Here is a 12,872-nt window from a genome sequence, read left to right as displayed (position 1 = left end):
CGCCACTATACGTGTGGGCTTGCGCGCCGATCGTGCATCGCCGAATGAAAGTCCTTCATTGAATTGGCGGCTTGCCCATGCGAAACAGCCGCGCGCAACGGCTTCACCGTTTCGGGACGAGACCGTCGAGCAGGAAGTCAAGGCCCCTGCTGAACGCGCCTTCCCAATCGTCATCCCGCAACAGGCCCGAGCGCTCGATGGTGGGGTAGTGCTCCCTGAGGCTCGCCAATCGCTGCCGCGCGGCCGCGCCGTCGCGGTCCACGAAGTCGAAGTTCGCCCGGGTGACGGTCGCACCCATGACGTAGTTCCAGAGCGACCAGATCGCGACATTCAGGTCCACGGCTGCCACGCCGGCGCTGGACAAGGTCCGGCCCAACAGTTCAAGCCGCACAAGGATGTTCGGACCCAGCGCTCGGCGCAACAGCAGCGAGGCCGACCAGGGATGTCGCAGCATGCCGGCGCGCCAGTCTTCGAGCATGCGAACGACTTCGCCGCGCCAGTCCCGGGACTCGGCGATCTGTAGTGGTCCGCGATGTGCCAGCACCGCATCCAGCGCCAGATCGAGAACATCTTCCTTGTTGTCGACGTGCCAATACATGCTCATTACACCCGCGCCCACGCGATCGGCGAGCCGACGCATCGTCAACCCGGCGACGCCGTGCTCGTCCAGCAGTTCGATCGCGGCGGCAACGATGCTTTCCTTGGACAGAGGTGACTCAGTGCGCGGCGCTTCCACGGCGTGGGCCGGACCGCCCGTCCTTCGAGATTCTTTGCCCTGGGCACCGGTGCGCTTGCCTGCCATCGTCTTCCTTGCTGCTGGGACGTGCATTTTGTCAGCCGGCCCGGGGCTTCGAGCCTTGCCCTTGGTTGTCGTACATTGTACGATAGTCGACTCGTACATCGTACGAGTCACTTGCGGCGCATCCAAATCGGGCCTCAAGTCAAGGGAACTCATCAAGCGCAATCAAGCAAAGCCATCGGAGGGCTGAACATCATGAACAACGAAATTTCCACTGTGCCGACCGCAAAAGAGACTCATCTCACGCTGACTTACGTCAACCCCGACAAGCTCTACGATCCAACCCCAAATGGATACACCACAGCCGTCGTCACGCCACGCGGAGCCAGAACGGCCTATATCTCGGGGCAAGGCGGCCAGGACAGCCGGGGAGCCTTGTCGCCCGACTTCGCCGATCAGGTAAGGCAGGCGTACGCCAATCTGCGCACCGCGCTCGATGCGCTGGGCGCCAGGCCCGACCAGGTTGCCAAGCTCAGCATCTTCGTGGTCAATCACGACATGTCGAAGCTGGCGGTCCTGGCGCAGACCGTCAAGGAAATGTTCGGCGACGCACTGCCCGCCCAGACACTCATTCCGGTGCCCAAGCTTGCGATCGACCCCATGCTGTTCGAGGTCGACGCCATCGTCGTCCTGGCATAACGGCACGTCGCGGCCGCGCAGGCCGCTACTGCCGCTTTGTAATCAGGGAGGTTCACCGCCAACTGGGGCGGGCCATAGCGTGTCCACCCCTCGGCGAGAGGGCGGACAGCCGGAAAAGTGGTGGAGCTGGGGGGATTCGAACCCCCGTCCGCAAGCCTTCTTCGCGCAGTTCTACATGTTTAGCGATCTGATTTGGATCTCGCCACCGGTGTCGCGCAGTCGCACGCTACACCGGCCGCCAGCACCCTATTTTCTCGCCCCGACCCAAGGTACCCGGATCGAAGCCAGCCCATGTAGATTACCTTGCAGCCGGGAGGCGCCAGATTGCTCTAGTGCCCCCTTGCCCAGCCCATCGGCCAACTGTTGCAAGGCTCACTGGTTATTAAGCAGCGAGTGCGAAACGTTCGTCGTTTGCAGTTAGTTTGTTTGAATCTGTTTTACGAGCGCATTCAGCTCGACATGCCCCGCTGCGATTCCGAACCCACGTCGAAACCAATGCAGCCCCAGGAAACTGCATTTTAGGCCTTCAGCGCAGATTTAAAGAGGGCGCCGTCGGAATTCGCGGATTCGATCAGGGTCAAGAGCGCCCCTGGGCTGTCGATGCTGGCATCGGCCTCCCACTGCGTGGTGTCGGCGCGGTCGCCAAGGTAGCCGTAGACGGCGGCCACGGTGCGCATGCCGGCGGCTCGCCCGGCCATCACGTCGCGCTCGTCATCGCCCACGAACAGGCAGCGCTGCGGCGCTACGCCCAGGCGGCGCGCGGCCTCCAGCAATGGCTCCGGATGCGGCTTGGAAAAGGGCGTGGTGTCGCCGCAAACCAGCGCGCCGGAAGTGGCGAACAAGGGCATGGCCGCAGTGAGCGGCGCGGCAAAGCGTACCGACTTGTTGGTGACCACGCCCCAGCGGATGCCCCAGCCTTGCAGCTGTGCCAGCATTTCCGGCACGCCGTCGAATGCACGGGTGCGCACCGTCATGGCCTGCTCGTAATTGACGAAGAACTCCTCGCGCAACGTGGGAAAGTCCGGATGGTCCGGCGTCATGCCGAAAGCCACGCCCAGCATGCCGCGCGCCCCGGACCCGGCCATGGGACGGTAGCGGTCCAGCGGAAACGCTTCCATGCCGCGATCGGTGCGCATCTTGTCGGCGGCAGCGCCCAGGTCGGGCGCACTGTCGATCAAGGTGCCGTCCAGGTCGAACAGCACGGCGTCGAAGGAGGGTGCAGCGCTCATGCCTTCGAGGCCTCCACCGGCCGCTGCGTCGCGAACATGTAGTTGACGCTGGTGTTGCCGCTGAGCCAGTAGCGCCGCGTGAGCGGGTTGTATTCCATGCCGCGGGTGTGGCGCAGGTCCAGTCCGGCCGCGCGGCAGAAGCCGGCCAGTTCGCTCGGGCGGATCAGCTTGCGGTATTCGTGCGTGCCCTTGGGCAGCATGCCCATCACGTACTCCGCGCCCACGATGGCGAGGAGGAAGGACTTGAAGTTGCGGTGGATGGTCGAGAAGAAGACCCAGCCGCCCGGCTTGACCAGCCTGGCGCAGGCCTGCACCACCGAGGCGGGGTCGGGCACATGCTCCAGCATTTCCATGCAGGTGACGACGTCGAAACTGGCCGGTTCCTCGGCCGCCAGGTCTTCCACGGCCACATGGCGGTACTTGATGTTCTTCGTGCCGGCTTCCAGCGCATGAAGCTGCGCCACCTTGAGCGCCTTGTCGGCCAGGTCGATGCCGAGCACCTGCGCGCCCTTGCGGGCCATCGAGTCGGCCAGGATCCCGCCGCCGCAACCCACATCCAGCGCCCGGTGGCCGGACAGAGGCGCCAGGCCATCGATCCATTCCAGGCGCAACGGATTGATTTCGTGCAAGGGCCGAAACTCGCTTTCCATATCCCACCAGCGATGGGCGAGTTCGGAGAATTTGGCCAATTCGGCCGGATCCGCGTTCACGTTATTGCTGCTCATTGCGAGATTATGAATCTGGCGCGAATGCCAAGAAAAAGGCCCCGCTTGTAGCGAGGCCCCAAGAACAAAAAACCCCGCCGAAGCGGGGTTGGTCGTAATTCCTTGCGGGATTACTTGGTGGCTTGCGTGCCAACCACTTCGATTTCCACGCGACGGTTCTTGGCGCGGCCTTCCTTGGTGCGGTTGTCCGCGATAGGTTGGCTCTTGCCCTTGCCTTCGGTGTAGACGCGGTTGCGTTCGATGCCCTTGCTGACCAGATAGGCCTTCACGGCTTCAGCGCGGCGCACCGACAGCTTCTGGTTGTACTCGACGGTACCGATCGAGTCGGTATGGCCGACGGCGATGATCACTTCGAGGTTGATGCCACGGATCTTGTTGACCAGGTCATCCAGCTTGGCGCGGCCTTCGGGCTTCAGGACGTACTTGTCGAAGTCGAAGAAGGCATCAGCAGCGAAGGTCACCTTCGAAGCGATGGGCGCGACCGGGGGAGCCGCGGCAGCCGGGGGCGCCGGGGTCGGAGCGGGAGCGGAGGCGGGAACCAGTGCGCCATCGCAACCCACAGCGGCCGTAGCAGGCGTCCAGGTGGCATCGCGCCAGCACAGTTCGTTGGTGCCGTTCTTCCAAACCAGTTCGCCGGTGCCGTTCTGCCAGTTGTCAACGGTCGGACCGCCGTCCGCGGCGGTGACACGGGTCTGCGCGCCTGCGGCAGTGGCGAGCGCAGCGACTGCAAACATCATCGCCACTTTATTCAGTTTCTTCATGGTTCTCCTCTTGGGGAAAAAGCCGCAGCCGCGCTGCGAAACAAGGACGCTTTAAGTGACCACCACCCAAAACGCTGAGACGATTGTGCCATAGGGTCTTTAGCAAACAGGCCGGATACGGGGCCCCAATCGCCGCTCGGACGCCGAATACGGCCCATGTGTTGCGGCGCTGCTACACCGCCGAGGGCGTAAAATTTCGGGTCCTCGCCGCCGGCACTCCTCTTCATGACCTCGTTCGCCAAAGAAACTCTACCCATCAGCCTCGAAGAGGAGATGCGCCGCAGCTACCTCGATTACGCGATGAGCGTGATCGTGGGCCGTGCACTTCCCGACGCCCGAGACGGCCTCAAGCCGGTGCACCGGCGCGTGCTGTTCGCCATGCACGAGCTCAACAACGACTGGAACCGCCCCTACAAGAAGTCGGCGCGTATCGTCGGAGACGTCATCGGCAAGTACCACCCGCACGGGGACCAGTCGGTATACGACACCATCGTGCGGATGGCGCAGGATTTTTCCATGCGGCATATGCTGGTTGACGGCCAAGGCAATTTCGGCTCGGTCGACGGCGACAACGCCGCTGCGATGCGATACACGGAAATCCGCCTGGCCAAGATCGCGCATGAAATGCTGGCGGATATCGACAAGGAAACCGTCGATTTCGGGCCGAATTACGACGGCAGCGAAAAAGAACCGCTGGTATTGCCCAGCCGCCTTCCCAATCTTCTGGTCAATGGCTCGGGCGGTATTGCGGTGGGCATGGCCACCAATATTCCGCCGCACAACCTGGGCGAAGTGGTGGATGCCTGCCTGCATTTGCTGGCCAATCCGCAAGCCACCATTGACGAGTTGATGGAAATCGTTCCTGCGCCCGATTTCCCCACCGCCGGCATCATCTACGGCATCAACGGCATCAAGGACGGCTACCGCACCGGCCGGGGCAAGGTCGTGATGCGCGCCAAGGTGCACTTCGAGGACATCGACCGCGGCCAGCGCCAGGCCATCGTGGTCGACGAGCTGCCCTACCAGGTCAACAAGAAGACGCTGCAGGAGCGCATGGCCGAGCTGTGGCGCGAGAAGAAGCTCGAGGGCATCAGCCACATCCAGGACGAATCGGACAAGTCCGGCATGCGCCTGGTGATCGAGCTCAAGCGCGGCGAAGTGCCCGAGGTGGTGCTCAACAACCTGTACAAGCAGACGCAGATGCAGGACACCTTCGGCATCAACATGGTCGCCCTGGTGGACGGCCAGCCGAAGCTGTGCAACCTCAAGGACCTGGTCCAGGTGTTCCTGCAGCACCGCCGCGAAGTGGTCACGCGGCGCACCGTGTACAACCTGCGCAAGGCCCGCGACCGCGGCCACGTGCTCGAAGGCCTGGCCGTCGCGCTGGCCAACATCGACGACTTCATCGCCATCATCCGCAACGCGCCGACGCCGCCCGTGGCGAAAGCCGAGCTGATGGCCCGCAGCTGGGACAGCAAGCTGGTGCGCGAGATGCTCACCCGCACCCGCGCCGACGGCGGCACGGTCAACGCCGACGACTACCGCCCCGAAGGCCTCGAGAAGGAATTCGGCATGGGCGACAACGGCCTGTACCGGCTGTCGGACACGCAGGCCCAGGAAATCCTGCAGATGCGCCTGCAACGCCTCACGGGCCTGGAGCAGGACAAGATCGTCGCCGAATACAAGGACGTCATGTCCGAGATCGAGGACCTGCTCGACATCCTGGCCAAGCCGGGACGCGTGTCCACCATCATCAGCGACGAACTCACCCAGCTCAAGCAGGAGTTCGGCAACACCAAGCTGGGCGCACGCCGCAGCCAGGTCGAGCACAGCGCCTTCGACCTCTCGACCGAAGACCTGATCACGCCCACCGACATGGTGGTGACGCTCTCGCACAGCGGCTACATCAAGAGCCAGCCGCTGGGCGAATACCGCGCGCAGAAGCGCGGCGGGCGCGGCAAGCAGGCCACGGCGACCAAGGAAGACGACTGGATCGACCAGCTCTTCATCGCCAACACGCACGACTACATCCTGTGCTTCTCCAACCGCGGCCGGCTCTACTGGCTCAAGGTCTGGGAAGTGCCGGCCGGCTCGCGCGGCTCGCGCGGACGCCCCATCGTCAACATGTTCCCGCTGCAGGAAGGCGAGAAGATCAACGTGGTGCTGCCGCTCACGGGCGACAAGCGCACCTTCCCGGAAGACCAGTTCGTCTTCATGTCCACCTCGATGGGCACGGTGAAGAAGACCGCCCTGGATGAATTCAGCAACCCGCGCAAGGCCGGCATCATTGCCGTGGACCTGGACGATGGCGACTTCCTTGTCGGCGCCGCACTGACGGACGGCAAGCACGACGTGATGCTGTTTTCCGACGGCGGCAAGGCGGTGCGCTTCGACGAGAACGACGTGCGCCCCATGGGCCGCAATGCGCGTGGCGTAAAGGGCATGACGCTGGAAGAAGGCCAGCGCGTGATCGCCATGCTGGTGGCCGAGGACGAGCAGCAGAGCGTTCTCACGGCCACCGAGAACGGCTTCGGGAAACGCACAAATATTACCGAGTACACCCGACATGGCCGCGGAACCAAGGGCATGATTGCGATTCAACAGAGTGAGCGCAACGGCAAGGTCGTTGCGGCCACCCTGGTGCATGCGGACGACGAGATCATGCTGATCACCGACAAGGGCGTGCTCGTCCGCACGCGGGTTGCCGAAATCCGCGAGCTCGGCCGGGCCACGCAGGGCGTGACGCTGATCGGCCTGGACGAAGGCTCGAAGCTCAGTGGCCTGCAACGCATTGTCGAGAACGACGCCAACGGCGACACCGAAACAGGTGGCGACGACACTTCAACTTCTACGGAGAACCCTCAGTGAAAAAGATCAAACTTGCCGTGCTCGCTGTAGCCCTCACCGCTTCGTCCTTCAGCTGGGCACAAGACGGCAAGGCCGCGCTGGTCAAGCAGTTCGTCGACCTCCAACGTCCCGGCATCGAGGCACTGGCGCGCGCACTGGTCCAGCAGGCGAGCGACCCGATCGCCCAGGCAGGCTCGGGCTACCTGCAGACGCAGGTGCCGGCCGAGAAGCGCGAAGCCGCGGCCAAGGCTGCCGACGCAGAACTCAAGAAGTACTTCGACGAATCCTTCCCGCTGGTGCGCGACAAGGCCCTGGCCGTGGCCCCCACCACCCTGGGCCCGATCCTGGAGCAGAACTTCACCGAAGAAGAACTCAAGCAGCTGGTCGCCTGGATCAGCTCGCCCCTGGCCAAGAAGTACCAGGACATGAACCCGCAGATGCAGACCGCCCTGACCAAGAAGGTGGTCGAGGACACCCGTGCCTCCATCGAGCCCAAGATCCGCGCGCTCGACGCCAGCGTGGCCAAGGCCCTGGGCGCGCCCACCGCCGGCGCCGCACCGGCCCAGTCCGGCAACGCACCGGCCAAGGCGCCCGCCAAGAAGTGAGCGCGGCGGCCCAGGGCCCGCGCCCGTACAACTTCTCTGCCGGCCCGGCCGCCATGCCGGAAGCGGTGCTCGAACGCGCCGCCGCCGAGATGCTGAATTGGCAGGGCAGCGGCATGGGCGTGATGGAGATGAGCCATCGCGGCAAGGAGTTCGGCGTCATCCTGGCCAAGGCCGAAGCCGACCTTCGCCAGCTGCTGGCCATTCCCTCGCAATTCCATGTGCTGTTCATGCAGGGCGGCGGGCTGGGCGAGAACGCCATCGTTCCGCTCAACCTGTCGCGCGGCAAGACGGTCGACTTCGTCGTCTCCGGCTCCTGGAGCCAGAAGTCGCTGAAGGAAGCGCAGCGCTACTGCACCCCGCACGTGGCGGCCAGCAATGCTGACAGCGGCCACACCCGGCTGCCGGACGCCGCCAGCTGGCAGCTGAGCGAAGGCGCCTCGTACGTTCACCTCTGTTCCAACGAGACCATCCACGGCGTCGAGTTCCAGGAGCTGCCCGACCTGGCGGCCATGGGCAGTTCGGCGCCGCTGGTGATCGACTTCTCCTCGCACGTCGCCTCGCGGCCTGTCGACTGGAGTCGCGTGGGCCTGGCCTTCGGCGGCGCGCAGAAGAACATCGGGCCGGCCGGCCTCACGCTGGTGGTGGTGCGCGACGACCTGCTGGGCCACGCCCTGGAGATCTGCCCGAGCGCCTTCAACTACCGCACGGTGGCCGACAACCAGTCGATGTACAACACGCCGCCCACCTGGGCCATCTACGTGGCCGGGCTCACCTTCCAGTGGCTGCTCGAGCAGACCGAAGGCGGGCTGAGCGGCGTGGCTGCCATGGAGGCGCGCAACGTCGCCAAGGCGAAGCTGCTGTACGACTTCGTCGATGCCTCGCCCTTCTATGCGAACAAGGTGGCGCCCGAGTGCCGCTCGCGCATGAACGTGCCCTTCTTCCTGGCAGACGAAAGCCGCAACGAGGCCTTCCTGGCCGGCGCGCGCGAAGCCGGGCTGCTGCAGCTCAAGGGCCACAAGTCCGTGGGCGGCATGCGCGCGAGCATCTACAACGCCATGCCTTTGGCAGGCGTGCAGGCCCTGGTGGGGTACATGCGAGAATTCGAGCGCCTGAACGCTTGAACCGCATGACTTCCCCCGACGCGCCCACTCCTCCTTCCGATCCTTCTTCCAGCCTGGCCGATCTGCGCGTGCAGATCGACTCGCTGGACAAGCAGTTGCTCAAGCTGCTGAACGACCGCGCCCACGTGGCTGAGCTGGTCGGCGAAGTGAAGAAGCGGGAGGGCACGCCCTACTTCCGCCCCGACCGCGTGGCCCAGGTCATCGAGAAGATGACGCAGAGCAATCCTGGCCCGTTGAAGAACGCGCACATCTCGGCCATCTGGCGCGAGATCATGTCGGCCTGCCTGTCGCTCGAATCGCCTCAGCGCGTGGCGGTGCTGGGCCCCGAGGGCACCTTCTGCGAGCAGGCCGCCATCGAGTACTTCGGCGGCGCCGCCGACCTGATCTACTGCGCCAGCTTCGACGAGGTCTTCCATGCCACCGCCAGCGGCAGCGCCCAGTACGGCGTGGTCGGCGTGGAGAACTCCAACGAGGGCGTGGTCACGCGCTCTCTGGACATGTTCCTGCACACGCCCACGCACATCGTGGGCGAGGTGGGCCTCCTGATCCGCCACAACGTGCTGCGCAAGGAAAATTCGCTGGACGGCATCGAGGCCGTGCTGGCCCATCCGCAGGCGCTGGCCCAGTGCCAGGCCTGGCTGTCCAAGCACCTGCCGCATGCCGAGCGCCGCGCGGTCTCCAGCAATGCCGAGGGCGCCCGCCTCGCCGCCACCAATCCGGCCTGGGCCGGCCTGGCCAGCGAGCGTGCCGCCACGCAGTACGGCCTGCACATCGTGGCCCACGCCATCCAGGACGACGCGTACAACCGCACCCGTTTCGCCATCATCACGCTACCTGCCACGCTGGCCATGCCGCCGGCCTCGGGCCATGACTGCACGAGCCTTGTGCTGTCGGTGCCCAACCGGCCGGGCGCTGTGCACGACCTGCTGGTGCCGCTGAAGACCAACAATGTCTCCATGACCCGCTTCGAATCGCGCCCGGCGCGAACCGGACAGTGGGAGTACTACTTCTACATCGACCTGGACGGCCATCCCTCGCAACCCCACGTGGCGGCTGCGCTGTCGGAGCTGCGCCAGCTGTGCGCCTTCTACAAGGTGCTCGGCGCCTACCCGGTCAAGGCCTAGGGTTCCGGCACGATGTTCGAACAACTGGGACTCATCGGCTGCGGTTTGATGGGCGGCTCCTTCGCCCTGGCGCTCAAGCGCGCCAAGCTGGTCAAGCGCGTGGTCGGCTACAGCAAGTCGCCCTCCACCACCGAGCGCGCCAAGCAACTGGGCGTGATCGACGTGGCCGCGCCGTCGGCGCTGCTGGCCGTGTCGGGCGCCGACCTGGTGCTGCTGGCGGTGCCGGTGGCCGCCTCGGAAGCCACCTTCAAGGCCATCCGCCACGGCATCGGCGCCGAGACGCTGGTGATGGACGTGGGCTCGACCAAGAGCGACGTGATCGAGGCCGCGCAGCTGGGCCTGGAGGGCAAGCTCAAGACCTTCGTGCCCGCGCACCCCATCGCGGGCAAGGAAGTGGCCGGCATCGAGCACGCCGAGGCCGACCTGTTCACCGGGCGCCAGGTGGTGCTCACCCCCGTCAAGGCGACGCTGCGCTCCAACGTGCAGCGGGCCACCCAGGTCTGGACGGCCATCGGCGCCCATGTGAGCCAGATGACGCACCAGGCCCACGACAGCGCCTTTGCCGCCGTGAGCCACCTGCCGCACCTGCTGGCCTTCGCCTACATGAACGGCATCACCTCCCAGCCCGACGGCCAGGCCTTCATGGACCTGGCGGGCCCGGGCTTCCGCGACTTCACCCGCATCGCCGCCGGCGAGCCCACCCTGTGGCGCGACGTGCTGCTGGCCAACCGCGAGCAGGTGCTGCGCCAGTCGCAGCACTTCCGCAAGGCGCTGGAAGAGCTGGAGACCATGATGCGCACCGGCAACCTCACCGACCTGGAACAGGCCATCACCGAAGCCAGTGTGCTGCGCGGCCAGTGGAAGCTGGGCAGCAGCACCGAATCGCTGGACGCCTGAAGGGCGCCCCTCCATGTACGACACCGTCTTTCTCGACCTTCCCGCGCTGCGTGGCGCCGGCGGCACGGTCCGTCTGCCCGGCTCCAAGAGCATTTCCAACCGCGTGCTGCTGCTCGCCGCCCTGGCCGAGGGCACGACCGAGGTGCACGACCTGCTGGACTCCGACGACACCCGCGTGATGCTGGCTGCGCTCGGCCAACTGGGTTGCGGCGTCGAGCAGGAGTCGGGCCTCACGCGCATCACCGGCCTGGGCGGGCAGCTGAAGGACGGCGCGCGCAAGGCCGAGCTTTTCCTGGGCAACGCCGGCACCGCCATGCGCCCTCTTACCGCGGCACTGAGCCTGCTGGGCGGCGAGTTCAAGCTCAGCGGCGTGCCCCGCATGCACGAGCGCCCCATCGGCGACCTGGTGGACGCGCTGGTCGGCCTGGGCTGCGACATCGACTACCTGGGCAACCCCGGTTACCCGCCGTTGCAGATCCACCCGGTGTCGCTCGATTCGCTGCGTCTGGACACCCCGATCCGCGTGCGCGGCGACGTCTCCAGCCAGTTCCTCACCGCCCTGCTGCTGGCCCTGCCGCTGGCCTGCGCGCGCCAGGACATCACCATCGACGTGATCGGCGAGTTGATCTCCAAGCCCTACATCGAGATCACGCTGAACCTGCTCGCGCGCTTCGGCATCCAGGTGCGGCGCGAGGAATGGCGCCGCTTCGTCATCCCGGCCGGCAGCCGCTACCGCTCGCCGGGCAGCATCCACATCGAGTCCGACGCCTCCTCGGCCAGCTACTTCATTGCGCTGGGCGCCATTGCCGCGCCCGTCGAGGGGCAGCCGGCAGGCATCCGCATCGAGGGCGTCGGTGCCGACTCCATCCAGGGCGACATCCGCTTCGTCGAGGCGGCGCAGGCCATGGGCGCCAGGGTGGAAAGCGGCCCCAACTGGCTGCAGATCTCGCGCGGCGCCTGGCCGCTGCGCGCCATCGACCTGGATGCCAACCACATCCCGGATGCCGCCATGACGCTGGCGGTGATGGCCCTGTACGCCGATGGTCCCAGCCAGCTCACCAACATCGCCAGCTGGCGGGTGAAGGAAACCGACCGCATCGACGCCATGGCCAACGAGCTGCGCAAGCTCGGGGCGCAGGTGGAAACGGGCTCCGACTTCATCCGCATCCAGCCCCTGCCCGCCGGCCGCTGGAAGGCCGCCAGCATCCGCACCTACGACGACCACCGGGTGGCCATGTGCTTCTCGCTGGCTGCCTTCAACCCGGACCGACTTCCGGTGCGCATCCTCGATCCGAAGTGCGTGGCCAAGACCTTCCCCGACTACTTCGAGACCCTGTTCGCGGTGAGCGAGCCGGGCATCGTGCCGGTGATCTGCATCGACGGACCCACCGCCTCGGGCAAGGGCACGCTGGCGCTGGAAGTGGCCAACCGCCTGGGCTACCACTACCTGGACTCGGGCGCGCTGTACCGGGTCACCGGCCTGGCCATGCGCCGCGCCGGCCTCGAGGCGACGCCCGAAAACGAGGCCCGCATCGCCGCAATTGCCCGCGAGTTGCCGCTGGACTTCTCCACCGGCCGGGTCATGCTGGGCGACGAGGACGTCACCGAGGCCATCCGCAGCGAGGCGGCCGGCATGGACGCTTCCCGTGTATCCGCGCTGCCGGCAGTGCGCCAGGCCTTGGTCGAGCTGCAGAAGCGCCTGCGCCGCCTGCCCGGCCTGGTGGCCGACGGTCGCGACATGGGCACGGTGATCTTCCCCGACGCGCCCCTGAAGGTCTTCCTGACCGCCAGCGCTGCCCATCGCGCCGAGCGGCGGTATAAGCAATTGATTTCTAAGGGAATTTCCGTTACACTCGACAGTCTTCGCCAGGATCTGGAGGCGCGTGATGCCCGGGACATGTCCCGCAGCACGGCTCCCTTGAAACCGGCGCAGGATGCTCGCCTCCTGGACAACTCCGATCAGACGGTTTCGCAATCGGTCGATCAGGTGCTGGACTGGTGGCAGCAAGCGCAGCCTTTCGGGGCGGCCTCGCCACCAGCCAGGTAGCAAGGCGTCTTGAGAAGCTGGTCTTCGGCCCCAAGCTGAAGGCCTACCGTCCATCGGGTCCCCGCCGCGCGTCAGCGC

At 65.8% G+C, this 12,872-nt stretch carries 11 protein-coding genes and 1 other RNA gene; 7 read left to right on the top strand and 5 right to left on the bottom strand.

The annotated features are described in order from the left end of the window. Positions 1 to 103 precede the first annotated feature (103 nt). Complete coding sequence (locus tag BM345_RS07315) at positions 104 to 802, bottom strand: TetR/AcrR family transcriptional regulator C-terminal domain-containing protein (RefSeq protein ID WP_093377220.1); 699 nt, start codon at positions 800 to 802, stop codon at positions 104 to 106. Between the two features lie 192 nt (positions 803 to 994). On the opposite strand from BM345_RS07315, the gene BM345_RS07310 reads away from it, so the two are divergent. After that, on the top strand, positions 995 to 1,438 hold the full coding sequence (locus tag BM345_RS07310) for a RidA family protein (protein WP_093377218.1): 444 nt from the start codon (positions 995 to 997) through the stop codon (positions 1,436 to 1,438). A 118-nt stretch (positions 1,439 to 1,556) separates the two neighbouring features. Here the strand turns inward: BM345_RS07310 and ssrA are convergent. The 4 genes from ssrA to ompA all read right to left on the bottom strand — a co-directional run bounded on the left by ssrA (position 1,557) and on the right by ompA (position 4,153). Then, positions 1,557 to 1,943, bottom strand: a transfer-messenger RNA (tmRNA) gene (gene ssrA, locus BM345_RS07305). 13 nt (positions 1,944 to 1,956) lie between these two features. After that, entirely contained in the window at positions 1,957 to 2,667 is a 711-nt protein-coding gene (locus tag BM345_RS07300; protein ID WP_093377216.1) for an HAD-IA family hydrolase, read from the bottom strand. After that, a complete protein-coding gene (ubiG, locus tag BM345_RS07295; RefSeq protein WP_093377212.1) occupies positions 2,664 to 3,392 on the bottom strand; it encodes a bifunctional 2-polyprenyl-6-hydroxyphenol methylase/3-demethylubiquinol 3-O-methyltransferase UbiG in 729 nt (242 codons plus the stop codon). Before ubiG ends, BM345_RS07300 begins: the two co-directional genes overlap by 4 nt. Before the next feature lie 110 nt (positions 3,393 to 3,502). After that, on the bottom strand, positions 3,503 to 4,153 hold the full coding sequence (ompA, locus tag BM345_RS07290; protein WP_093377210.1) for an outer membrane protein OmpA: 651 nt from the start codon (positions 4,151 to 4,153) through the stop codon (positions 3,503 to 3,505). Between the two features lie 225 nt (positions 4,154 to 4,378). Here ompA and gyrA point away from each other — a divergent pair, with 225 nt between their 5' ends. The 6 genes from gyrA to BM345_RS07260 are packed head-to-tail and all read left to right on the top strand — an operon-like array spanning position 4,379 to position 12,794. Beyond that, complete coding sequence (gene gyrA, locus BM345_RS07285) at positions 4,379 to 7,021, top strand: DNA gyrase subunit A (RefSeq protein ID WP_093377207.1); 2,643 nt, start codon at positions 4,379 to 4,381, stop codon at positions 7,019 to 7,021. Next, positions 7,018 to 7,605 carry a DUF2059 domain-containing protein gene (locus BM345_RS07280; protein WP_093377205.1) on the top strand — a complete coding sequence of 196 codons (588 nt, stop codon included), beginning with the start codon at positions 7,018 to 7,020 and terminating at the stop codon, positions 7,603 to 7,605. Before gyrA ends, BM345_RS07280 begins: the two co-directional genes overlap by 4 nt. A gap of 53 nt (positions 7,606 to 7,658) precedes the next feature. Next, entirely contained in the window at positions 7,659 to 8,726 is a 1,068-nt protein-coding gene (gene serC / locus BM345_RS07275) for a 3-phosphoserine/phosphohydroxythreonine transaminase (protein WP_254789638.1), read from the top strand. Between the two features lie 5 nt (positions 8,727 to 8,731). Then, positions 8,732 to 9,850 (top strand): prephenate dehydratase, encoded by a 1,119-nt coding sequence (gene pheA / locus BM345_RS07270; protein ID WP_093377200.1) that lies wholly within the window; start codon positions 8,732 to 8,734, stop codon positions 9,848 to 9,850. A gap of 12 nt (positions 9,851 to 9,862) precedes the next feature. Then, entirely contained in the window at positions 9,863 to 10,747 is an 885-nt protein-coding gene (locus BM345_RS07265) for a prephenate dehydrogenase (protein WP_093377198.1), read from the top strand. Between the two features lie 13 nt (positions 10,748 to 10,760). Then, complete coding sequence (locus BM345_RS07260) at positions 10,761 to 12,794, top strand: bifunctional 3-phosphoshikimate 1-carboxyvinyltransferase/cytidylate kinase (protein ID WP_093377196.1); 2,034 nt, start codon at positions 10,761 to 10,763, stop codon at positions 12,792 to 12,794. Positions 12,795 to 12,872: the final 78 nt, after the last annotated feature.

Source organism: Variovorax sp. OV329 (assembly GCF_900114785.1).
GTDB lineage: Bacteria > Pseudomonadota > Gammaproteobacteria > Burkholderiales > Burkholderiaceae_C > Variovorax.
Note: the sequence above shows the minus strand (reverse complement) of the source record. Positions and strands in the feature narration are given on the sequence as shown.